Source organism: Bradyrhizobium sp. USDA 3240 (assembly GCF_054063295.1).
The window spans coordinates 23,379-44,533 of the sequence record NZ_JBSSGD010000003.1 but is presented as its reverse complement, the minus strand read 5'-3'; the positions used below and the strand labels follow the sequence as shown (position 1 = coordinate 44,533).

Genomic DNA, 21,155 nt, shown 5'->3' with positions numbered 1-21,155 from the left:
TGCACTTTTCGATGCAGCGGCGGGAGCGGGGGGCGCCGACTCATGCTAAAGTAGAGTTCCGCCCGGTCGCTGGAGGCTTTGTTGTCAGCTGACAACAGCCGCACGATGCACCGAAAAGCGCCGTTGCTTGTCGTCAGCGCGCCTTTAGGCGTTAACAACTCGTTAACCCTTTAATTCTTGCTCAAATCACAGAATCGTGGCCATCTCTCAAGACGGCAATCAGGCGTCTGACGCGCAGAAACCGTTTTGAGAAAGCAAATGCCGAGCCTAGCGGAACAATCGGTTACCATGAGCGAGACTGCGTCGGCGCGGATCACCCGCCATGCCGGCATTCTTTCCGGCCAGCTTCGCTCGCTCGCTACAACGCTTTTCCCGCCTTCAGCCAGCAAGTCTCTCCGCTCGTTCACCTCAGGGGAGGTTGCGCGAATTGCCCGCGTCTCCGACGGCTACCTTCGACAGCTCTCGCTCGACGGACTCGGACCGACCCCAGCGACCGGACTTGCGGGACGCCGATCGTATACCCTGGCTCAGATTCATGAGTTGCGCGCGTATCTAGCCACGGCGCGGCCCCGAGAAGCGTTGGAATTTCTCCCGCGCCGCCAGCCGGGCGACAAGCTCCAAATTATCACCGTCGCAAACTTCAAGGGCGGGTCCGCCAAGACGACGACGGCATTGTATCTTTCCCAGTACCTTGCCCTTGCCGGCTTCCGGGTCCTTGCGATTGACCTCGATCCGCAAGCGTCGCTCTCCGCGATGTTCGGGTACCAGCCCGAGTTTGATATTGGGGCGAATGAAACTCTCTACGGTGCCATCCGGTATGACGAGCACCGCCGGCCGATGCGCGACATCGTCAGGCCGACCTACTTTGACGGGATAGGTCTTGTTCCGGGCAATCTCGAGCTGATGGAGTTCGAGCACCACACCCCTCGCGCAATGATCGAGCGGCGTGAACGCGGACACGACCTGTTCTTTCGCCGCGTCGCCAGCGCCATCGACCAGGTTGCCGACGACTACGACGTTGTCGTTATCGACTGCCCACCCCAACTTGGTTACCTGACCATGGGCGCGCTAAACGCGGCCACCGCGATGCTCGTGACCATCCATCCGCAGATGGTCGATGTCGCATCCATGAGCCAATTTCTCCTCATGACGTCGGATCTCATGTCCGTCATCGAGGAAGCCGGCGGGCGACTCGACCACGATTTCATCCGGTACGTCATCACGCGTCACGATCCCAACGACGTGCCCGAAGCTCAAATCGTGGCCCTCCTTCGTAATCTCTTTGGATCGGATGTGCTCCAGGCCACTGTTTGGAAATCGACTGCAATCGCCAATGCTGGCCTCACCAAGCAATCACTTTATGAGCTGGAGCGCGGCGCGGTAGGGCGGGGTGCCTACGACCGCGCGTTGGAATCAGTCGACGCGGTCAATGCCGAAATCGCGCAACTTCTTAAGAAGGTGTGGGATCGATGAGCAAACGTACTGACACTATCAAGAGCCTTTTCACGGCCCCGCAATCAAGCACGTTGTCAGCTGACAACGTGCCCACTGCCTTGCCGCGGGTCTCGTCGGGCTCGGTCCGCTCGTTGAAGGATTCTTTTTCCGAAGTCGAGAAGGAGAACGAGGAGCTTCGCGAAAGAATCGCATCTGGGGCTGTGATCCTTGAAATCGACCCTTCGCTTATTGATCCGTCACCCCTGTCCGACCGGTTTCGCGACAACGATGATAGCTCGTTCGAAGCACTCAAACAGTCGATCGCACAGCGTGGCCAAGAGGTGCCCATTCTCGTTCGGGAACATCCTGAAGCAAAAGGGCGCTATCAAAGCGCGTATGGCCATCGCCGAGTCCGCGCCACGCGCGAATTGGGTATTCCCGTCAAAGCGATCCTGCGATCGCTGTCAGATGAAGCCCTTGTCGTGGCGCAAGGACTCGAGAACGCACCGCGCGAGGATTTGAGTTTCATTGAGCGCGCCAGCTTCGCGATGCATATCGAAGATGCCGGGCATAGCCGGTCAATCGTGCAGGATGCGTTGTCAATCGATCGGGCTGAGGCTTCGAAACTCCTTGCCGTCGCTCGATCGGTTCCACCCGAAGTCGTTCAAGCAATCGGGAAGGCTCCGAAAGTTGGTCGCGGCCGCTGGCAGTCATTCGCTGAATTACTCAAGGATGCCGCGGCGCTCAAACGTGTCAGAGCGGCGATCGCTGAACCGAAATTTGCAGAGCGAGAAACCGACGCTCGATTTCTCGCAGCATTCTCAGCAGCAAGCCGTCCATCTCCCACGGGGACATCGAAGGCAGCGGAAGAGAAGCCAGTCTTTTCCGCATCCGGGGACAAGATTGCGCACGTGCGTCAGGTCGAGCGCGAATTGAAGCTTACCATCGACAAGAATGTCTCGGCGACATTCGCGGCATTTCTTGTGGAGCAACTCCCGGCCATCTTCGACGCCTTTTCCAAGACGAGCGGCGGCCAGGAAACTACCGAGGCCTGACGGCCTCGTCCCGAAAACACGAACCAGGAGCAGACAAGGGAAAAGAAAAAAGGCCCCCGAAACGGAGTTCCGGAAGCCTTCTCTTCAAGTTTGGCGACTGACAGAGAATCACTTTCGCGAATCGCAGTCAAGAGTTTCTACGCGATTTTATCGTCGTTTCGGCGAGCAGGTTTTCTTTGCCCAGCTGAGGCAAAGACATGCAGTCACACTCCCCAACGACGCCCTTTGGGCGGCGATCGTTGACGCTTGCCCATGTCGCAAGCCAGATGGTCGCAACGGAACGTCCTCCCGAAAAGATCGTGCACAAGTGGAAGATCTTCCACGCCATCTGCACGGCACGGCCGCGCCTTGGCGTGTCGGAGCGCTCGCTCTCGGTATTGAACGCGCTGCTGACCTTCCATCCCGAGACCGCGCTCACCGGGGAGGATGATCTGATTGTTTTTCCGTCAAACCATCAACTCACCCGGCGGGCGCACGGCATGCCGGCATCGACGCTTCGCCGTCATCTTGCTGTGCTGGTCGACGCGGGGCTGATCGTTCGGCGCGACAGTCCGAATGGCAAGCGGTATGCGCGAAAGGACAACGCCGGCGAAATCGAGCTCGCCTTCGGTTTCGATCTGTCGCCGCTCGTCGTGCGATCGGAGGAGTTTGAGCGCCTGGCGGCCGATATCGAAGCCGAGGCCCGCGCCCTCAAGTTCGTGCGCGAGCGGATCACGCTGTGCCGGCGCGACATCGCGAAGATGATTGCAACGGGCATCGAGGAAGCCGTCCCGACGCGAAGGGGAGGGCAGGGGCCTGCCGATTGGCAGGTCGTGCACGCCGCCTTCCGTGCGATCGTCGATCAGATTCCGCGCACTGCCACGCGCCAGCAGCTCGAGCCGATCGCCGATGAGCTGTCTCAACTCGCAGACGACGTGCTCAATCTTTTGGAAGCGCACATCAAATCCAAGAATCCGAGCGCCAATGAGTCCCATTCTGAGCGCCACATACAGAATTCAAAACCAGAGGCCCCTATTGATCTTGAACCTGTCCTTCGAGAAGGAAGGGCGGCGGGAGCTGAGCCCAAACCTCAACCGTCGCGAGTCGGGGAGGGGGCGTATCCGTTAGGAATGGTCCTGAGTGCGTGCCCCGACATCGTCGATTATGCGAAGGGCGGGGTCTCGAACTGGCGCGATTTCCTCGCCACAGCGGCCGTTGTGCGATCGATGCTGGGCATCAGCCCGAGCGCCTGGGAAGAGGCACAAAGGGTTATGGGCGAGGTGCCCGCAGCCATCGTCGTCGCGTGTATCCTGCAGCGCGGGACGGCGATCAATTCTGCCGGCGGTTATCTGCGCGGTCTGACGCGAAAAGCCGAGGTCGGCGAATTTTCGCTTGGCCCGATCCTGATGGCGCAGATCAATTCTCGTCGGCGAGACAAGCAGCGGGCGTGAGGCGATGAGGCGCCTTCCCAGACCTTGCCTTTTTCGTGTGATCGAACTACCCGCACTGCCCGGCTGCTGCGCTGTGTCGACGCAAAGCCGTTCGGAGAGATCGTCATGGCAAAACACCCTCCAATTATCCTCACGCCGTTCTTCCAGCCTCGTGATGAAGGCGCCGCGGAGCAAGGGATGTACGTGGCGGGGTTCGCGGACGAGGCGGGCGAGGCCTGGGGGACGCTGATTCCGTTGAATGCGGAGGCGGTCGAGCGCGCCGTTCTGGGACATCAGTCGTTCACGGTCTGGTGTGCGCGGCGGCGATCAGGGTGAGACTCCAGCGACAATCAAGGTGAGACTGCGCCGATGGGGACGGACCGAAGGGAGGGCGCAGCCCGACCGGAGGACCGTCCCCATCGGCGTCGCGCGTTTTTGGACCCGTCTGGCGGCCGGGTGCGGCTGGTGCAAGCTGTTGGTTCGTCTCGACAAGAGGGAATCGATGCCTTGCCTGGCCTCCACATCACCGACCACCAGATGAGGCTGTACATGACGTACCGACTGACACTGTCCCCCGAGGCCGCCGCGGCCAAGGCGGGGTTCTCGAAGGCAAGCGCGGATCGAATCGAGGGCGATTGTCGCCCGCCATCGCAGAAGAAGACGCCGAGGGGCCGGCGCCGGTCCGATCCGCTCGGGCAGTATTGGGACGCCGAGATCGTTCCGATCCTGAAGGCTGCGCCCGGCATCCGCGTGATCGGCGTGCTGGACGAGCTGCGCCGACGGCATCATGACTTGAACCCGAACATCCGCCGCACGCTGGAGCGGCGCATCAACGCCTGGCGGGCGCTCAACGGCCCCGAACAGGACGTGATCTTCCGCCAGCAGCACGAGCCCGGCCGCCTGGGTCTGTCCGACTTCACCGACGTGAGCGCGCTCGGTATTACCATCGCGGGTGAGCCGCTCGATCACCGGCTCTATCACTTCCGGTTGGCGTTCTCCGGCTTCGAGCATGTCCATGTCGTGCTCGGCGGCGAAAGCTTCGTCGCCCTGGCGGAGGGCTTGCAGAACGCGCTGTGGGCGCTTGGCGGCGTGCCGCGGGAGCATCGCAGCGACAGCCTGTCGGCAGCATTCCGCAATCTGGCCGCCGACGCACGGGGGGATCTGACGCAGCGCTACGCCGGGCTGATGGGCCACTATGGCATGGCGCCAACGCGCAACAATGCGGGCATCGCACATGAGAACGGCTCGATCGAGAGCGCGCACGGCCATCTCAAGCGGGCACTGGAAGATGCGCTGTTGCTGCGGGGGACGCGCGAGTTCGCCAGTCTCGATGCGTACCGGGCTTTTGTCGACGAGATTGTCGGCCGGCGCAACGCCAACCTCGCCAAGCCGATCGCGCTCGAGAAGGAGGCCTTGGCGCCGCTGCCAAAAGGCCGCACGACCGACTTCGAGGAGAAAGTGATCCCGGTGACGTCGTCAGGCGGCTTCATCCTGCGGCGCGTATTCTACACCGTGCCTTCAAGATTGATCGGCCATCGCCTGCGTGTGCGCATCTTCGACGACCGGCTCGAATGCTTCCTTGGCGTCACGCCGGTCGTGACGCTGCGGCGCGGTCGGCCTGTGTCCGAGAGCCAGGGCGGTCATGTTGTGGATTACCGGCACGTCATCCATGCCCTGCGGCGCAAGCCGATGGCGCTCCTCAATCTCGTTTATCGCGACCAACTCTTCCCGCGTGCAGCTTACAAACGTCTGTTCGAGACCTTGCGGGAGCATGGTGATGACCGGCGCGCCTGCAAGGTGACGGTCGAGCTTCTGGCGCTGGCTCACGAGCGCGCCTGCGAAGCAGAACTCGCCGAGGTGATCGCGATGGATCTGGACGCCGGACAGTTACCCGATCTTGCCGCGCTGCGCGACCGCTTCCGACCCGAGGCGGCCTCGATCCCGCGTGTCGCCGTCAAGCTGGCGCCGCTCGACGTCTACGATGAACTCGCCTCCGTCAGCGTCATGTCGGGCCGCTCGAACCTGGGAGAGGCAGCATGACCGGTATCGCTACCTCCGTCGATGCTGCCCGTGTCGAGCTGCTTCTCAATGAGCTCCGCCTGCCGGGCGTCAAGGCGATCTGGCCGAAGCTCGCCGCACAGTCGGACAAGGAAGGGTGGCCTGCCGCCCGCTTCCTCGCCGCCCTTGCCGAGCACGAGGCGGCCGATCGCACCCGCCGTCGGATCGAGCGACACATGGTGGAAGCGCGTTTGCCCGCCGGCAAGACGCTCGCCACCTTCGACTTCGAAAGCGTGCCGATGCTATCAAAGGCACAGGCGATGGCGCTCGCCGCTGGCGACGCCTGGTTGAAGGCCGGCGCCAATTTGCTCTTGTTCGGTCCACCGGGCGGCGGCAAGACCCATCTCGGCACGGCGATCGGCCTGGCTCTCGTCGAGAACGGTTGGCGCGTTCTCTTCGCGCGCACCACTGATCTGGTGCAACGGCTGCAGGTCGCGCGGCGCGAGCTGGCGCTGGAGTCCGCGATCGCCAAACTCGATCGCTATGACCTCCTGATCCTCGACGACATCACATATGTGAGCAAGGATCAGGCGGAAACCAGTGTGCTGTTCGAGTTGATCGCCGCCCGCTACGAACGACGCTCGCTGCTGATCACGGCCAATCAGCCATTTGGCGAATGGGGGCGTATCTTCCCGGACCAGGCAATGACGTTGGCTGCCATCGATCGTTTGGTCCACCACGCCACGATCCTCGAGATGAACGTCGAAAGTTACCGTCGAAAAGTTGCCCTCGATCGCAAGCGCGGTCCAGGCCGGCCGCCCGTTCATACGACCCCCAACGAACTCGACAAGGCAACGATTGACGCTGGCAATCCTGCGTGATTGTCGCGCAGCGTCAATCAAGGCTTGCCAAACCCGCGGCCAGCGTCAATGATCCGCCCACTCGGCTGCCTTGTCTCATCTTGATTGACGCGCCACTCTCATCCTGATTGTCGCGCTATACTGGTGTAACTCCGACGGTCGCATTCAACCGCAGCCGAGCAGCGATAGTCTGTTTGAAGAGCTTCTGGAGAAAGGCCAATTGAAGGAGACGCCCCTCGATGAGCTCGTCGCCAAAGCGATCGAGCAGGGCAAGAATGAACCCAACGATGACATCCTCGATATGTTCGAGACCCTGCATGAGCGGCTAGTGCGGGCGGAGGGCCTGGTCGCTGACGAGATCGCGCGGCGCAGGCGATGACTCCTCGCGCCGCGAGTCAGCGCGGTTCAGTGCTGTAGGGCTAGTTTGTATTAACGCGAGCACCGCGACCGCGGGCAGCCGACACCCGGACCGGTGAGGACGGTCCGGCGAACACTCGTCGTGGTCAATGAAAATATTGAAAACCGATGACCGAGCCGCGCTCCGATTAGTCTTAAGCTTCGCCGGAGCCGGAAAATAGCGCCGTCGTCGGCGTCGCGCGCGGCGGCGGGGAAGTCCGACCGCCCGGGGCTCCCGGTCTGCTCTTGAGATCGTATCGCTGGGCTAGGTCGAGTAGCCGCCGCTTGGTGAACGGGTCCGCGTTCTCCGCCAGATCGCGCGCCCGCTGTGCGAAGCCCCTGTAAAATTCTTCCAATACGCCACCCCGCAACATCACTGAAAATCGGATTTCAGTGTGAGACGCGCTCCACGTCAAGCGGTCTGGTGCATGCGGACAATTTTCGTCGATCTACTTGTGCTCGCGGCGCACGCGGAACTAGGCTGGTCCCGGCAGGCAAAACCATGACTCCGCTCTACCTCAGCCGGAAGCTGTGCCCGAAGTGCGGTAAGCCGATGACGGCCGTGCCCGACGACGTCGCGCCCGGCCGGCCGCGCTACGTCTGCCTGGTCTGCGAGGACGATCCGCTGCGCGATCCCGCCGCCCGGAAGTGGGCGGAAAGCCCGCTGCGACCGCCGGCCAAATAAATAACATTCGAGTTGAAATCGCGCCCGGGCAGCCGGATTGCTGCAGAGGCCGATTGTGCTCACAACCCTCGCCAACGCTGTGGCGTTGCAACCCGAACGCCAGCTTCGTTCCATCGCGCGTGCCGGCGGAATCGTCCCGGACTCGGAGGCCGACATGTCCAGCGGCGCTAGCATCTGTTTCACGCCTCGCAGGGCGGTCGGTCGCATCGATGCGGAGGGCGGGTTTGCATCCGGATGGTGAGTACGTCGACAGCCTCGTTATCGATCTTGCGATGGCGAAGTTCGACAGGTGCGTCGACGTTGCTGACAGCGACGGTTTCCATTGCGGCTGATGACGCTGCGCTTAGGTGGCCTGCTTAAGGTGAACTACGTTTCGCTGCGACGCCCGTTGCCTTGAGATGCGAATGGCCAAACCGACCAGGGCCGCCTGTCTACATTCCATGTGTTTTCGCGATGGGCGCACCCATCTGCGTCCTCGATAGAGGCTGGTCTGACCGAAGGCCGATCCCGCTTCGCGGGCTCTCGATCTTGTCCCTGCAACGCCCGTCCTCGACTTTCTTCCCCTGGCGCTGCGCACCATTCCTCGCGGTCCAAGAAAGTCGCTGCCGGCCGCCCTCCATTTCATTTCGGCCCTTTGGGTGCAGGTCGATCGCCTCCGGTCTCACGACCGCCATCGAGGTCGCGATAGGCGCGGCCCGAGAAAACCAAGGGAATGAGACAATGGCTACCATCGGCACCTTCACCTCCACGGACAATGGCTTCTCCGGCGCGATCAAGACGCTCAATCTCAACGTCAAGGCCAAGCTGATCCGCGTCGACAACCCTTCCGAGAAGGGCCCGCACTTCCGCATCTACTCTGGCAACGTCGAGTTGGGCGCCGCCTGGCAGAAGACTGCAAAGGACACCGAGCGCGACTACCTCTCCGTCAAGCTGGACGATCCGAGCTTTCCCGCTCCGATCTACGCCACCCTGACCGAGGTCGAAGGTGCGGAAGGCCTCCAACTGATCTGGTCCCGGCCAAACCGGGACTGAAGCTCCAGAAAGTGGGCTCCGCGCAAGGCGGGGCCCGCTTCCCTTCTACCGGAGATGCGATCATGACCGTCGACACCATTGAAGAATTGCGCGCCGAACTGCGCGAATGCCTGTTCACGCCGGCGGAGCGCAAGGCGCTCGAAATTGAACTGGCCGAACTCATTCGCCAACGCAACGAAGCGTTCGCAGCCGAGGAGGGGGCATGAGCCCCCTCGTCTTGCATCTTACGATCCACCGCCGTTATGGTCGGCTCCTCTGTTGAGACAGTCCCTGATCGCTTTGGTAGGCGTAAAAGTCAGCTTCCTGGAAGCTGCGATCGCAATCGTTGCGCCGGTCGCCGGATTGCGGCCTTCACGGGCGGGGCTATCCTTGACCTTGAACTTGCCGAACCCGGGAAGGCTGGTCTCGGCTCCGCTTACGGCCGCATCAGCGATCGCCTTGAAGACGCTATCGACGATAGTTTTAGCCTGAGCCTTTGTCAGGTCGTTCTCGGCGGCGATCTTTTCGGCGATCTGATTGGCAGTCGTCATGGACAAGCTCCGTCTTGCCTGGATTTTGCTCGTCTGACATCAAAGCCGTGGAACAGATAGAGCCGGCATCACAGGCAGAGCCGTAGTCCCCGAAAAATCGCCAGACTATGACAGTTTTTCGTCCGCGACAGCGTAACCGCGCCGCCGCTTGGCGCGCTCCAGGCGTACGAAGGCTTTGATCGCCTCCGCACTACCACCGAAGGTCTGCACCATGGTCTTGCCACTCGTGCCGATCCGGCCCCAATTGCGGATCAGCGACATTTCTCCGAACAAGGTGGGCTGCGTGGACAGCGCATAAAACCGACGCATATTGCGCGCGGCATCGATGCGGCGCAGATGAAGCGGTTCTGGTTCGGGTTTCGGCACGGACAGATTCTCGCTTCCGAGGGAAGCGGCGTCCAATGAGTTTTATGAATCGACCGGGCAGATCGATTCATTTTATCGATAAGTCTGCGCCGGACACTCCGACCCGTCCTATTGCAGGGTTGAATCTCTACTCGATGGAGACGTCGCCATCGGGACGCGCGCGTCGCAATGCCTAGCTTGCAATTGCGCCAGTCCTGATCACACGGCCGCCCGCAAGAGATCGGCTCCTAATTCAAAGGTTCCTACGGTTCTCATAGCCTTGCCTGCTTGTCAATCGGCGTTCGACTGGGACCCCCTATCGGCATCCAAAAGGGACCCCTTTGATCGGCGTGCTCTGCTGGTAGCGCTCGGGTCGTCGGAGCTGGTCGGGGTTGCGGAGACGGCGCGAGCGCGGGTTGTTTGAACATCGTCGCGGCTTTTGAATCGCCAGCTGTCGTTGCCGGTCTCGACGATGTCGCAGTGATGGGTCAATCGGTCGAGTAGCGCGGTGGTCATTTTGGCATCACCGAACACACTGGGCCATTCGCCGAACGCAAGATTGGTGGTGACAATGATGGAGGTGCGCTCGTAGAGCCGGCTGATGAGATGGAACAGGAGCTGACCGCCGGATTGCGCGAACGGCAGATAGCCCAGCTCGTCGAGAACGATGAAGTCCATGCGGGTCAGATGCTCGGCGAGCCGTCCCTGCCGACCGTTGCGGGTCTCGGTCTCGAGCCGGTTGACGAGGTCGACGACGTTGTAGAAGCGTCCTCTGGCGCCATCGCGGATGCAACTTCTGGCGATGGCAATCGCCAGGTGGGTTTTGCCTGTACCGGTGCCGCCAACCAGCACGACGTTGCGTTGTTGGGCGATGAAGCCGCCGCCAGCGAGATCATTGACGAGAGTCTGATTGATCGGCGTGCCGTCGAACTGGAAGTCGGCGATGTCCTTGGCGAGCGGCAGCTTTGCAATGGTGAGCTGGTATTTGATCGACCTGGCTTGCTTCTCGTTGATCTCGGCGTTGAGCAGGTCGCCGACAATGCGTTGAGGCTCGTGCTGGCGCTTGACGGCAGTTGCCATGATCTCGTCGAAGGCAGCCTTCATGCCGTAGAGCTTAAGTTCGCCCATGAGGTCGAAGATTTGGGTTCGTTCCATCAGATGGTCCTCCGGAGGTTGTCGTAGCGGGCACAATCGGCGATCGGTGCATGACGGAGCGTCAGTGCGGCCGGCGTCATGATGTTGGCCGGTGGGGCGGGTTCACGTTGACGGGCCAGGATATTGAGAACGACATCGGCGGAATGGACGCTGTGACTGAGCGCTTCGGCACAAGCCGCTTCCACCGCGGACAGACCGTCAGTCAGCACCGCGGTGAGGATGTCGACCATCTGCCGATTGCCATCGTCGGTGCTGGCCAGCTTGCGCCGGATCCGCTCGATCGCGGCCGGCAGCACCCAGTCTTTGAAGGGAGCACCGTTGCGCAAGGCGCCGGGTTTGCGGGCGAGCACCGGCACATAATGCCAGGGGTCGTAGACGGTATCGCCGCGGCCAAAGGATCGCGGGTGCTCGGCAACGATACGTCCATCCTGACGGATCACGATGCGATCGGCATAGGCTTGAACCTCGACCGGTCGTCCGACTGCACTGGCTGCGACCGAGTACTTGTTGTTGTCGAAGCGCACCAGGCAGGTCTTCGAGACCGATGCTGTCACCGCATGGAAGCCGTCGAAGCGGCCGGCATAGGGAACGAGTTTGGGGCGTTCGGCTTCGAACACGTCCCAGATCGTCTGATCGACCAGCTCCGGATGGCGATGAGCCTTGGCGTAGGCGATGCACTTGTCGAGCAGCCAGGCGTTTAACTCGTCGAGGTTTTTGAACCGCAGCCGCGGCGTGAAGAAGCGCTCCCGGACCAGCCCGACCTGGTTCTCGACCTGCCCCTTCTCCCAGCCCGACGCTGGCGTACAGGCGACCGGATCGACCAGATAGTGGCTGCACATCTGCAGGAAGCGGCGATTGTAGAGACGGCCTTTACCGACAAAGATCGTCTCCACCGCGGTCTTCATGTTGTCGTAGATGCCGCGGGTGCAGGTGCCTTTGAACAGGGCGAATGCCCGGTCGTGGGCGTCGAACACCATCTCCTGCGTCTCCCGCGGATAGGCCCGCACGAACAGCATGCGACTGTGACAGAGCCGAACATGAGCAGCCTTCACCATCACCGTGGTGCCGCTCAGCAGGACCACCTCGTGGCTCCAGTCGAACTGGTAGGCTTCGCCTGGTGCAAAGCTCAGCGGCACATAAGCCGACGCTGTCGAGGTGCCGCGTTCCTTGGTCCACCGTCGGGCGTATCGACGAACCGCATCATAGCCGCCGGCATAACCCAGGCCGCGGAGTTCCTCGAATAGCCGGATCAGCGTCAGCCGTTCCCGCGCCGCCTTGCTCTCATTCCCTGCCAGCAACCGATCAAGCTCGGCACTCCAGGCACCCATCTTCGGGAGCGGCTGCGTCTCGCGCTCGTACCGGAACTCCGTCGCTTGAGAACGAATGACCTTGCGAACCACCTTCCGCGATACGCCAAGTTCTCGGCAGATCGCCTTGATCGGACGACCATCAACAAAGTAGGCGCGACGGATCTTACCAATCGTCTCCACCACCAGCATCCCAACCTCGGCTTCCATGACTCGATGGAAGCCACTGTGGACCCTTATCCCGGGGTCCCGATTGGATGCCGATCACCCCGAAACGGGGTCCTTATTCCATGCCGAAACACACGTGTGTTGGATCTGGGCCGAAAGCCTCTTGCTGATGTTCATTTTTACTACGGATCGGGAGACAACGAGTTGTGGCTGAAGATCTTGCCGGCGATAACTGGCCTTCAGTTTGATGGACTGACCTCCGAAATCAAGCGTCAGAAGATGATTGATTTTCTGATGGCCCGTCGCATCTGGATGCACGACATCTTCGAGAACTATTCTCGAACCCGAGCAGGTTCGGCGCTAGATAGTGACTTAAGGCTTATCGAGCCCTCGGATTTCAAGACCGTGCTTAGTGAGCACCAAACAATCGAACACGTCATCTTTACGGGCGGGCGAGCAGAGCGCGAGACGTGCCGATACATGGCTCGTGAGCGGGTGATCAAGGTTTCTGGTATCTCGGGTCGGATGCCCAGGTCACGAACACTCGAGCTGCAAGGTAGGTCGATCAGATTGCATGCTGTGCCGTCTCCATCCGCCATGACGAGACGCTCGGGTATGACAAGCGAACAGAAAATTTCGATCTACCGTCAGGTCCTGAATGAGGCGTGTCCAAATCTGGCTGCGGAGAGCGCCCTCTAATGCGCGATGTTCCATAACAACGGATATGCGATCGTAGTGTAATCCGGGCGAGTCAAGCTCGAAACAGGTTCCCAGACGAGGCGTGTGCTCTCGGCCTTTACCTGCGCAAGCCTCTTCCGATCTTCATCGACGAGATATCGTTATGTCGGCCGTTCCTCTATTGTTGAAGTAGAAGATGCCTGCCAAACCCGGAATTCCAACTACCGAATCATTGACGAAGAGAAATAGCTCTCCATCGCGCGTTGCATGTAAGACCTCATCGATGGAATGGTCTTTTGGGTCAGGGTCCAGGAAGCTTTCTTCGCCGCCGACGCTACCGATGCGCGCAACAATACGAAACCAGGGTCTTATTAGTTCGCGACGCATGGGGAGCGCGAGCACCATAAGTCCCTTTTGCCAGACGGTCGGTGCGTCAAGGCTGTAGAATCCAGCCGGACTAGTTTGGATGTCACCGTCGTACCAATGGGGTTCGTGCGCCTTCACCGAAATTGCGTATCGACCACCTTCCTGTAGGAGAACGCCTGTCGCGGCGCAAATAGACGAAGAGTCAAAAACCAGCGTGCGCTTTTCTCCTCTGGCCATGCTGGAGGCTGCGGATCCACTGCAAGCAAATCCTGCGTCATCAAGGGCAATATAGGCAAGATGGTTCGCTAGCATTACACCCGCGTAAACAAAAAAGAGCGCGGACAATCCTGGTCCGAGCTGAAATTTCCAAAAGCGCTTCGCGGATACATATGGCCCGCTTTTTCGCAGCTGATATATCCAGCTTTCTGAAGGTCCGCTGACCGCAAGGCGTCCCACCACAGAGTTTTGCCAGATCGCGCTCATATCGCTCTTGATAAACGCTGATAGTCGTGCGCTGAGCGCCGACAGCGCCGCTAAAAGAGTAATGATGGAAATGAAAGTGAGAGGACTTCGCGCATATCCGTTCAACCATGGCTTTGCGGAGGACGGCAGAAACGAGCCAGCTAGTCGGACTAGATCAGAGAGCCATCGCACCGGACTTGAAAATTCATCGGACGCCGGAAGGCTCTTCAGCAACGGAAAAATAACAAGTGCCGCGGAAGTCAAAACAGTCAGAAAATACACTATACGACGGAGCCAGATCTTATTCCAAACGGCTTCCTGACTTTTTGCTCGCGCTTGACTCGCGCTGATTGATTCATAGGGATTGCTATCAAAAGCAAGAATGTCGCCCGAATCGGTGACGACCTCATAGTTGGCTGGAATACCAAGCGGAGCGCAAGGATGAGCGTTGTTCTCGATACGCTTAAATACACTCTCGTGAATTTTGGGCGTCTGAATAAAGACCCCGTCGCCTGGGCGGTTTGAGAACTTCTCGTTGCAAAGCTCGGCAAGACTTCGTGGTCCATAACGGTAGTAACTGCCAAGACCACTGCGGGAATCGTAAAGGCGACCATCCTTGTCCCTGCCGGATTTTGTATTAAGAAGGCTGTCAGGGTCGGCATCGGGTGCTGACTTAAATCGCAATCCGCACTTTACCGCCTCTCTCATAATCCAGTACTGGGGGATATGCGCCAGCGAATCGTCCGGATATCCGCCGCCTACGTTAGAGTGCATCCCAGAGAACCAGACTTGACTGATCCTTTCGCTTGATACATTGCGCCTTTCGTCAGCGATCGGTCGCTGCGTGGGCTCGTCCCACAAGACAGGATGAAACGTCGTTCGTTCATCGTCCAGCGCGAGAGCGTGGCAAGCTCGCTGCACTCGTTGATCAAGCACACGACTTGGCAGTTCAAGTGGCCAGATCCACTTACTAACCCCCCGTGTCATTTCATCAACGGGCAATCCGTAGGCCGCAACGGTGTCCCATAGCCCCAAAAAACGAATGCCCTCTATCCGTCTATTGCTAGCTGCCGCCGTTGGAGGAGGGATATTGTAGTCCTTGTGAAACATCTCCCACCATACGGTGTGGTACTTGCGTCGTCGGTAATCCTCAAATGAGGCCCTTGCCAGGTGGTCAAGTTCGAGCTCGTTGCTCGCCTGAACAAGTCCTTGGTCGAGGATAAGCCCAACTACCACGCGGATGGTAAACGCACCGCGGCTGAAACCAAAACCGAAGATCTCGTCGTCGTCGTCGTGGTAGTTCCGGCAAACGAACTTGTAAATATCGATGACGTTTCGCTTTAGCCCGTAGCCAAACGCACCGCCAAGAATTGCTAGCGGCTTAAAGCTCGAGGTACCAACCCCATCATCGTAAAACGCAACTTGATCTGATTGGGACAGGTCAAGCGCCTCAAAAATTCGCCAGACATTCGTCCGCCAAATCGCCGCCGAAGAGTTACCAGTACCGTCTGAAAGAACAATAATTCTCTTGGCCATCGGTTGGACCTTAAAAGGCCGAAAAACAATTCGCGTCGCCAAATGGATTTGAAAAAGCGCGTGATGGATGAAGTTCGCTGAACGCTCAAGCGATCGAACTTAGGAGTGGCGAAGTTGCCAGGCACGAGCATTCAGGGCGCCGCGATGGGCATCCCTGGTGGAGCCGGACTGTCGAACGTCCAGAACGTTAGAGTATACCGGATTGATATTTCGTGCAACCAATGGTTGGATATGAAATAGCTTACAGTTGGTTCGCTGGCGCGTTGCTATTGTTGTTGATCGTTTTGGTGCCTGATCGGAGCGATAGTTGCTGTTCCGAGGTTCGGCAGGCTTGAAAGAAGGATCTAAAATTATTCGTTAGTAGTTCATATTTTAAGGAGTGGCCCATGCACACGGTCGTCAATCATGGATTGTGGATCGCATCTGGTCTCTTGTTGTTTGTCGTCGCACTAATTCGTTTTAGTAGACCTCCCACAAATCGAACGGGAACGACATTTCTCCTCTTCTATACAGGGGTCTTATTCTACTACGCGTTGCTGATCGGCCTTTGGCTCTTGGTCATCATACTCGTTAGCGCGGGCGGTTATGGCTTTGATGGGATCCCCATCGCCCAATCGCTCAAAGCCAATGAGTGGTTAAGCCCATCTCTTCCTGTAATCGGTTTTCTAGTTATTACGGTGGCATCGCAGTTTAAGCTTGTGGGAAGGATTGATACGGGTGCTCGGCAGTTTTGCATCCAGCTAGCTGCAATTCCCGCCGAAGCGGAACAACTCGCTGTAGAGTTGGCACACGGCCAACTGCAGCTCATGGACCGAACTCTTATTGAGAACGTCTCGCGCGAGATCACACTGAACATTGGTGAGAATGCTCTTTGTCTCACCAATGACGGGTCGCTGGCATCCCGCTTTACTCGTGCAGTATCACTTTATTGGCTGTTCATCATGCCGGATAATGCTGGCACGCCGCTGCCGTTCCCAACGAATATTAGCGGACGATCTACCTACACACGCATAATGCGGCTCAACGAGAGGGCCGTGGAGCAGTCGCTTGGTCTCTACGACAGTCTCATGGAGAATGGTCTCGCTTGCTTCACGTCGTCAAGGCCGACACGAGCAATGGAAGAGGCGCTCAAGAAGAGTATCCAAGATCTATCATTGACGATCTGCAGATTGATCGCGAGATGGGTGCTCTATCTTGAGGTGACTGAGAATCGGCGGCGCAAACGCCTTTCGAGCATGGGTCTCAATCCGCGCGATCACTCTCCCGCGTTCGGTCGCGATCAGTGGGTTGCCTCGATATTGGTGATCATTGTTCTCTTCCTATTTATGTCTATCGCGGTGCCGGGAAAGCAACCGTTCAGCCAGACCTTTATGTACTCTGTGCTGATGGCGATCCAATTGGGGATGGCCGTTATCGCAGGCACGGCGGTAGCCCAACGATTCATTCGTCGAGAGGAGGAAAATGTCTCGCAGTTTCCGCCTCTGGCGGAACTCACAATTGCGGCGCTCGTCGTGGTTGGGCTGTGTATCGTGCTGCGCATCGGTTGGCCATTAGTGCCGGACTTACTCAACACGGGGAGTGTTTCCCTAGCTCAATCCCTTTCCGAATTTTCTGATCGATGGCCATTTGTTCTTCTACCTTTTGTTTGCACTTTCTCGATCGGGCTGATGTGTGCCCACCTTGGTAGGCAGAACTCGAACTGGCTTCGGTTGGCCCTCCTGGGGGGAGTTCTGAATGCGGCGACATTTGTAGTTACAACGCTTCTAGTAACTCAGCTTTTAAGCGGTGAGTTCTTGGAGAGAATTCAGGGGACTCCGAACCTTACCAAGCTGCTTACATCGTTAGGCGTCGCAGGGTTTGTGTTGGGAGCGATCGTACTCGCGATCTTTCCACGATCTATCCGTTCGAGCCAAACGGTCACGATGTTTGATCCATCACGCTCTTTCTTGACGAAGGCAAGACTAGGAGTCGCCGGCGCTACTGATCAGCCAGTTGAAATACCTAGCGGAGGCACCGGGCGGATGGGGCCGCGGGGCGCGTCGAGGGAACTAGGAAGTTATAGCCGCGACAGTATCGCGGACCTTGAGGGGCGCTACGTTTGTTTCCGGCCTACGTTCACCAACGCGGCGGTCGTGAACGCTTATGAGATCTCGATCCGTTGGGACGATAAGCGCGCTTGCCTTGTATTCGAGGAGCGCAATCGGCCCGACAGCAGTCATTCTCAGATCGGACAGGTGCATATACCCGACGGGAGGCCATTCATGAATTTGGTGACCGTTGACAAGGGGGCCCTCCGTCTAATTATGGTGACTCGCCCGGACCACGTTGGCATTGCCCGCGGACTGATGCTTACGCTAGCAAATCCTGGCGGCGTGCACTTCATTCCGGCCACCGCCCCCGTTGTTTTGCGGCGACTGAGCGACATTGTTCCGCAAATGGGATTTGTGCATCGGAATTCGTCGGACTATGCCACATATATTGCTCAATTAAGCGATGTTGCGCCGGAGTTCGCGACGTTCGCTGAAGTCGCTCAGTCGCAAGAGGCGACCTGAACATTTTCGTAGCTGGAGTGCTTCGTCGACCGCTCTCGAAGAGTACGGACCACCTTTCCAGCAGTGCCATAATGTTCAATACGCGAACACGCCTAGTTGCTGACGTAGTACCGTCGATCGGCATGGAGATGTCGATCTCCGCAGTGGGGGGTCGTCGACGAATTGGTTGGGCCTTAGCCCTATTAGATCTGCAAGACACTACCACCGGCTTCCCGCACTGCCACCGGACTGTATGTTGACCCGGCATATGTGATGGCAAGCCCACTCTACCTAGTTGCAGATGGGGTGGCATGATGCTACCCGAGATTGTTCATTATTTACAGTTCGTGAATTGCTCAGCCGCAGGCGGAGGAGGAGCAAATGATTTCTCGGAGGCATTTTATCGCAGTTGCGAGTGGAGTGTTGGGACTTTCTAGGCCTGCGAGAGCAGGTTTGGTTTGCACGGACTTCCCCAATTTCCGTCGGTGCTCAGTTGGGGTGACCGTCAAAGTGGGGAGCGCGCGGCAAGAGTGCGAGGAATGGTGCTGGGCCGCTTGCATTGAGGCCGTTTTCGCATTCCACGGATATTCCGTGGCCCAACACCGCATCGTTGAGAAGATTTTCAGTGGCGACATTTGTCGCGCTGCAATCGGGCCGCAAATAGCCCAAGCAATCGACGGCACTTGGACAGATGATCGGCAAAGGGATTTTGACGCTGATTGCGATGTTTTATGGGACTCGCAATTTCAGTTTGGTCGCCCCGATGCCGTGGCCCAAGCTGCGCAAGAACTGGAAGCGGGTAATCCGCTGATATTGGGGGCAATGGGACACGCAACTTTACTGATCGGCATGACATATTCAAGCAATGGGATTTTCGGCGAACTGAATGAGCTTATCATTCAAGATCCCTGGCCTGGCAATCCGAATCTTCGTGCTCTGACCCCAACAGAAGCGATGAATACAACATTTCTGGCGAAAGTTGCGATCGACTAGGACGCCATCCGCGCGCGGCAATGTGTGCTACTCTCACGAAGCGCAAAGAAAAGGGGAGAGGCGGAGCCGACACTGCAATCCTCTTGATGTGAGAGGACTAGGATACGCGCGTTGTACAATTGAGGACCGAAACTAAGGCAGACCGCAGCGCCCTGCCGCGTAATCGGTCCGCTTCCGAGGGCTGCTGCCAAGTCCTGGAACGGATAAGAACGAGCCGTTTGCGTCTTGCCGAGTCTAGATTGGTTGAAGCTTATTAACGCAAAGAGCAACAAGCAACTTTGATCTAGTTGTCTCTGCATTTCTTTTGAGTCTACTCAGCGCCATCTGCGTGTCTCGACAGACGATTCCGCTGGATCCTTATTCGCTTCGACAAACGTCCGATCGCGGCGTTTGCTCCTCGCTGAATCTTGGAAGCCTCACGTCGCTGCCCCCCGGCAAAGGATGACAGCGTAGTACCTATGAGATGGAGAGCCGAGAACATAAAAGCGGCGATTATTTGTAGAGAGACTAGGGCCGGGTCGTGCCATAGTTGAGTAAATAAGCTGACAGAAATTACTTCCGGACGCGTGCCAATTCCGGGTCGTTGTATCGAAAGATTGATAGATGGCGTTGTTAGCGCCACATGCAGCATTCGATCAACATCGGCTTCTATGAAGCCATACCAAGGATGACGAGGCTTCCCCTCGCTACTATACTCAGAAACTCTAGAGCCAGGCGGCAAGGTAATGTTGGAATCGCTCGCTGGATAGATTCGCGTGGCCCCCTGTGTGATCAGGCCGAAATCCAGAGTCTCTGCGAACACGTTTATTGTGCCCTCGACAAGTAGTCCAGCGCTCGGTTCATTGCCGCGCCCCACAGGTCGCATTTCAGTGCCAAGAGAAGCGATACCGTATATAGGAAGACGGGTCAGTGACTTACCCTCGCATTGCTTGCTAACCTTGCTACCTTCTTCTTGACTGCTTTGCCCCTCAAGGCGAATCCAGGAGGAGCTAGCTGCTACACTCGCTATTTTTGCGTCGTTCAGCTCGAAGGAAGCCGCCGGCTTTCCATCGCTTCGTTCAAATAGAATGTTGAGGGGGCCTTTTCCAAACCGCTTATAAGTAACACGCGTGTTCGGTTGCGGTTCGAGAATTCCGGTGAGGCATAATCCATCTCGTTTGACGGGCGTACGATCATTGAAGAGGTTAATTTCTGAGTCAGGGTCTTGATAGTAGAGCGCGAAGCCGTCCAGGCGAACCTGTACGATTTCAGGCACTGCAACATCGAAGGAAACAGCCTCGGTTGTCGCATTTATTACCGCAATGGTGGGAGCCGAGGGATGAAAGATCAACAAATAGAAGCAAATTGCAACAACGATGGCGGTGGTTGCAATTCGAAGGATGCTTACGATTCGATCAGCATGCAATTTCGAGCGAAGCCACTTTGGGCTCATTGAGGTCCCTCAGTGCGTGACTGCAGAACCATCGAATAGGTTTTCACTTTAATACCTCCATCCGAGCCGGTTTCACCAATTCTTAACTCGTAAACTCCGCTAGTGGTACTGGCCGGGAATGGCAGCACGCATTCATGCGTGAACCCAATGGTTGGGCCAGTGGTGGTTGTGGGGTGACATAAGACAGCTATCCCGCTCGGCGCATTGTTGCGGCCCAACTGGGCTGTCAATCTTGCGTCTCCGGCGCGGAGTTGGACGACTACGCTTTCTGCATTTGCCGACGCGTCCTGAGAAGTCGCAAACCGATAGCCCGCCGTCGATTCGTTGCAGTCGTTGCTGTAAAAGGCAGAAATGGCGATGTCGTTGGTGGCATACGCATCCAGTCTGTTAGCGTACTGTGTATGAAACTTCACCAAAGATGAAGGGCCGCTATTTGGAGCAAGTCCGTACACGCCGCGGGCAAAATAGCGCCCGTCCCTTGAAAGAAATCTGAGACAAACGTTTTCCAACCCGTCCTGGTGTTGCCCAGTGTGTACTGCGATGTCTCGCGCAAGAAACGGCTGAGGTATGTCGCCAAGTCGAATGCCAACAATTACATGCCCAACCAGGCCGGCGCGTGTCCTAGTCTGAGGTTCATCGAGGTAAGCCTCGTAAAAATTCGTCGGCCCCGAAAGGGAAAGAGATTGGCCTGCGACCCTTTCGCTAAACCCTAATAAGATTGCTAGGATCAACACAGCTCTCATGTCTCCTGCTCCTTCGGCTCTCGCGGATGTTGTCTTTCCA

The 21,155-nt window shown here is 58.1% G+C and carries 21 protein-coding genes; 13 read left to right on the top strand and 8 right to left on the bottom strand.

The features are described 5' to 3' along the window. Nucleotides 1–258: 258 nt before the first annotated feature. The 7 genes from repA to ACVIGA_RS42755 all read left to right on the top strand — a co-directional run bounded on the left by repA (nucleotide 259) and on the right by ACVIGA_RS42755 (nucleotide 7,135). The gene (repA, locus tag ACVIGA_RS42785) at nucleotides 259–1,473 is read left to right on the top strand and encodes a plasmid partitioning protein RepA (RefSeq protein WP_456671051.1); all 1,215 of its coding nucleotides are present in this window, start codon (nucleotides 259–261) and stop codon (nucleotides 1,471–1,473) included. After that, nucleotides 1,470–2,489, top strand: a complete 1,020-nt coding sequence (gene repB, locus ACVIGA_RS42780) for a plasmid partitioning protein RepB (protein ID WP_456671050.1) — start codon at nucleotides 1,470–1,472, stop codon at nucleotides 2,487–2,489. Before repA ends, repB begins: the two co-directional genes overlap by 4 nt. 197 nt (nucleotides 2,490–2,686) lie before the next feature. Beyond that, nucleotides 2,687–3,919, top strand: a complete 1,233-nt coding sequence (gene repC / locus ACVIGA_RS42775; protein WP_456671049.1) for a plasmid replication protein RepC — start codon at nucleotides 2,687–2,689, stop codon at nucleotides 3,917–3,919. Nucleotides 3,920–4,024: 105 nt separating this feature from the next. After that, entirely contained in the window at nucleotides 4,025–4,234 is a 210-nt protein-coding gene (locus tag ACVIGA_RS42770; protein ID WP_456671048.1) for a hypothetical protein, read from the top strand. A 171-nt stretch (nucleotides 4,235–4,405) separates the two neighbouring features. Then, on the top strand, nucleotides 4,406–5,938 hold the full coding sequence (istA, locus tag ACVIGA_RS42765; protein WP_456671047.1) for an IS21 family transposase: 1,533 nt from the start codon (nucleotides 4,406–4,408) through the stop codon (nucleotides 5,936–5,938). Beyond that, nucleotides 5,935–6,777 carry an IS21-like element helper ATPase IstB gene (gene istB, locus ACVIGA_RS42760; RefSeq protein WP_456671046.1) on the top strand — a complete coding sequence of 281 codons (843 nt, stop codon included), beginning with the start codon at nucleotides 5,935–5,937 and terminating at the stop codon, nucleotides 6,775–6,777. The genes istA (ACVIGA_RS42765) and istB (ACVIGA_RS42760) overlap by 4 nt, the downstream gene beginning before the upstream one ends. 199 nt (nucleotides 6,778–6,976) lie before the next feature. Then, nucleotides 6,977–7,135: a hypothetical protein gene (locus tag ACVIGA_RS42755; protein WP_456671045.1), complete on the top strand. Its 159-nt coding sequence runs from the start codon at nucleotides 6,977–6,979 to the stop codon at nucleotides 7,133–7,135. A 172-nt stretch (nucleotides 7,136–7,307) separates the two neighbouring features. Here ACVIGA_RS42755 and ACVIGA_RS42750 read toward each other — a convergent pair whose 3' ends face one another. Continuing rightward, nucleotides 7,308–7,508 carry a hypothetical protein gene (locus ACVIGA_RS42750; protein WP_456671044.1) on the bottom strand — a complete coding sequence of 67 codons (201 nt, stop codon included), beginning with the start codon at nucleotides 7,506–7,508 and terminating at the stop codon, nucleotides 7,308–7,310. 146 nt (nucleotides 7,509–7,654) lie between these two features. On the opposite strand from ACVIGA_RS42750, the gene ACVIGA_RS42745 reads away from it, so the two are divergent. The 3 genes from ACVIGA_RS42745 (at nucleotide 7,655) to ACVIGA_RS42735 (ending at nucleotide 9,075) form a co-directional block, all read left to right on the top strand. Further along, nucleotides 7,655–7,837 (top strand): hypothetical protein, encoded by a 183-nt coding sequence (locus tag ACVIGA_RS42745; protein WP_148777359.1) that lies wholly within the window; start codon nucleotides 7,655–7,657, stop codon nucleotides 7,835–7,837. Between the two features lie 720 nt (nucleotides 7,838–8,557). Beyond that, entirely contained in the window at nucleotides 8,558–8,869 is a 312-nt protein-coding gene (locus ACVIGA_RS42740; RefSeq protein ID WP_456671043.1) for a DUF736 domain-containing protein, read from the top strand. A gap of 62 nt (nucleotides 8,870–8,931) precedes the next feature. Further along, on the top strand, nucleotides 8,932–9,075 hold the full coding sequence (locus tag ACVIGA_RS42735; RefSeq protein WP_456671042.1) for a hypothetical protein: 144 nt from the start codon (nucleotides 8,932–8,934) through the stop codon (nucleotides 9,073–9,075). 18 nt (nucleotides 9,076–9,093) lie between these two features. On the opposite strand, the gene ACVIGA_RS42730 is transcribed toward ACVIGA_RS42735, so the two are convergent. The 4 genes from ACVIGA_RS42730 to istA (ACVIGA_RS42715) form a co-directional block, all read right to left on the bottom strand. Further along, nucleotides 9,094–9,399 (bottom strand): HU family DNA-binding protein, encoded by a 306-nt coding sequence (locus tag ACVIGA_RS42730; RefSeq protein WP_456671041.1) that lies wholly within the window; start codon nucleotides 9,397–9,399, stop codon nucleotides 9,094–9,096. A gap of 105 nt (nucleotides 9,400–9,504) precedes the next feature. Then, complete coding sequence (locus ACVIGA_RS42725; protein WP_456671040.1) at nucleotides 9,505–9,765, bottom strand: WGR domain-containing protein; 261 nt, start codon at nucleotides 9,763–9,765, stop codon at nucleotides 9,505–9,507. Between the two features lie 270 nt (nucleotides 9,766–10,035). Continuing rightward, on the bottom strand, nucleotides 10,036–10,899 hold the full coding sequence (istB, locus tag ACVIGA_RS42720) for an IS21-like element helper ATPase IstB (RefSeq protein ID WP_166107168.1): 864 nt from the start codon (nucleotides 10,897–10,899) through the stop codon (nucleotides 10,036–10,038). Beyond that, the gene (gene istA, locus ACVIGA_RS42715; protein ID WP_166309211.1) at nucleotides 10,899–12,398 is read right to left on the bottom strand and encodes an IS21 family transposase; all 1,500 of its coding nucleotides are present in this window, start codon (nucleotides 12,396–12,398) and stop codon (nucleotides 10,899–10,901) included. Before istA (ACVIGA_RS42715) ends, istB (ACVIGA_RS42720) begins: the two co-directional genes overlap by 1 nt. Nucleotides 12,399–12,578: 180 nt before the next feature. Between istA (ACVIGA_RS42715) and ACVIGA_RS42710 the strand changes: the two genes are divergently transcribed. After that, nucleotides 12,579–13,073: a hypothetical protein gene (locus ACVIGA_RS42710; RefSeq protein WP_456671039.1), complete on the top strand. Its 495-nt coding sequence runs from the start codon at nucleotides 12,579–12,581 to the stop codon at nucleotides 13,071–13,073. Nucleotides 13,074–13,196: 123 nt separating this feature from the next. Here ACVIGA_RS42710 and ACVIGA_RS42705 read toward each other — a convergent pair whose 3' ends face one another. Continuing rightward, nucleotides 13,197–15,416 (bottom strand): DUF2235 domain-containing protein, encoded by a 2,220-nt coding sequence (locus ACVIGA_RS42705; protein WP_456671038.1) that lies wholly within the window; start codon nucleotides 15,414–15,416, stop codon nucleotides 13,197–13,199. 386 nt (nucleotides 15,417–15,802) lie between these two features. Between ACVIGA_RS42705 and ACVIGA_RS42700 the strand changes: the two genes are divergently transcribed. Next, on the top strand, nucleotides 15,803–17,968 hold the full coding sequence (locus ACVIGA_RS42700; protein ID WP_456671037.1) for a hypothetical protein: 2,166 nt from the start codon (nucleotides 15,803–15,805) through the stop codon (nucleotides 17,966–17,968). Nucleotides 17,969–18,328: 360 nt separating this feature from the next. Further along, a complete protein-coding gene (locus ACVIGA_RS42695) occupies nucleotides 18,329–18,940 on the top strand; it encodes a C39 family peptidase (protein WP_456671036.1) in 612 nt (203 codons plus the stop codon). A gap of 310 nt (nucleotides 18,941–19,250) precedes the next feature. Here the strand turns inward: ACVIGA_RS42695 and ACVIGA_RS42690 are convergent, their stop codons facing one another. After that, nucleotides 19,251–20,372, bottom strand: coding sequence for a hypothetical protein (locus ACVIGA_RS42690; protein ID WP_456671035.1), 1,122 nt, complete (start codon nucleotides 20,370–20,372; stop codon nucleotides 19,251–19,253). Beyond that, nucleotides 20,369–21,115 carry a hypothetical protein gene (locus tag ACVIGA_RS42685; RefSeq protein ID WP_456671034.1) on the bottom strand — a complete coding sequence of 249 codons (747 nt, stop codon included), beginning with the start codon at nucleotides 21,113–21,115 and terminating at the stop codon, nucleotides 20,369–20,371. The genes ACVIGA_RS42690 and ACVIGA_RS42685 overlap by 4 nt, the downstream gene beginning before the upstream one ends. Between the last annotated feature and the right edge of the window lie 40 nt (nucleotides 21,116–21,155).

Bases quoted from the DNA above. Each gene is read 5' to 3' on its own strand.
- repA (WP_456671051.1), top strand. From the start codon at position 259: ATGCCGAGCCTAGCGGAACAATCGGTTACCATGAGCGAGACTGCGTCG.
- repB (WP_456671050.1), top strand. From the start codon at position 1,470: ATGAGCAAACGTACTGACACTATCAAGAGCCTTTTCACGGCCCCGCAA.
- repC (WP_456671049.1), top strand. From the start codon at position 2,687: ATGCAGTCACACTCCCCAACGACGCCCTTTGGGCGGCGATCGTTGACG.
- ACVIGA_RS42770 (WP_456671048.1), top strand. From the start codon at position 4,025: ATGGCAAAACACCCTCCAATTATCCTCACGCCGTTCTTCCAGCCTCGT.
- istB (WP_456671046.1), top strand. From the start codon at position 5,935: ATGACCGGTATCGCTACCTCCGTCGATGCTGCCCGTGTCGAGCTGCTT.
- ACVIGA_RS42745 (WP_148777359.1), top strand. From the start codon at position 7,655: ATGACTCCGCTCTACCTCAGCCGGAAGCTGTGCCCGAAGTGCGGTAAG.
- ACVIGA_RS42740 (WP_456671043.1), top strand. From the start codon at position 8,558: ATGGCTACCATCGGCACCTTCACCTCCACGGACAATGGCTTCTCCGGC.
- ACVIGA_RS42735 (WP_456671042.1), top strand. From the start codon at position 8,932: ATGACCGTCGACACCATTGAAGAATTGCGCGCCGAACTGCGCGAATGC.
- ACVIGA_RS42730 (WP_456671041.1), bottom strand. From the start codon at position 9,399: ATGACGACTGCCAATCAGATCGCCGAAAAGATCGCCGCCGAGAACGAC.
- istB (WP_166107168.1), bottom strand. From the start codon at position 10,899: ATGGAACGAACCCAAATCTTCGACCTCATGGGCGAACTTAAGCTCTAC.
- istA (WP_166309211.1), bottom strand. From the start codon at position 12,398: ATGCTGGTGGTGGAGACGATTGGTAAGATCCGTCGCGCCTACTTTGTT.
- ACVIGA_RS42705 (WP_456671038.1), bottom strand. From the start codon at position 15,416: ATGGCCAAGAGAATTATTGTTCTTTCAGACGGTACTGGTAACTCTTCG.
- ACVIGA_RS42700 (WP_456671037.1), top strand. From the start codon at position 15,803: ATGCACACGGTCGTCAATCATGGATTGTGGATCGCATCTGGTCTCTTG.
- ACVIGA_RS42695 (WP_456671036.1), top strand. From the start codon at position 18,329: ATGATTTCTCGGAGGCATTTTATCGCAGTTGCGAGTGGAGTGTTGGGA.
- ACVIGA_RS42690 (WP_456671035.1), bottom strand. From the start codon at position 20,372: ATGAGCCCAAAGTGGCTTCGCTCGAAATTGCATGCTGATCGAATCGTA.
- ACVIGA_RS42685 (WP_456671034.1), bottom strand. From the start codon at position 21,115: ATGAGAGCTGTGTTGATCCTAGCAATCTTATTAGGGTTTAGCGAAAGG.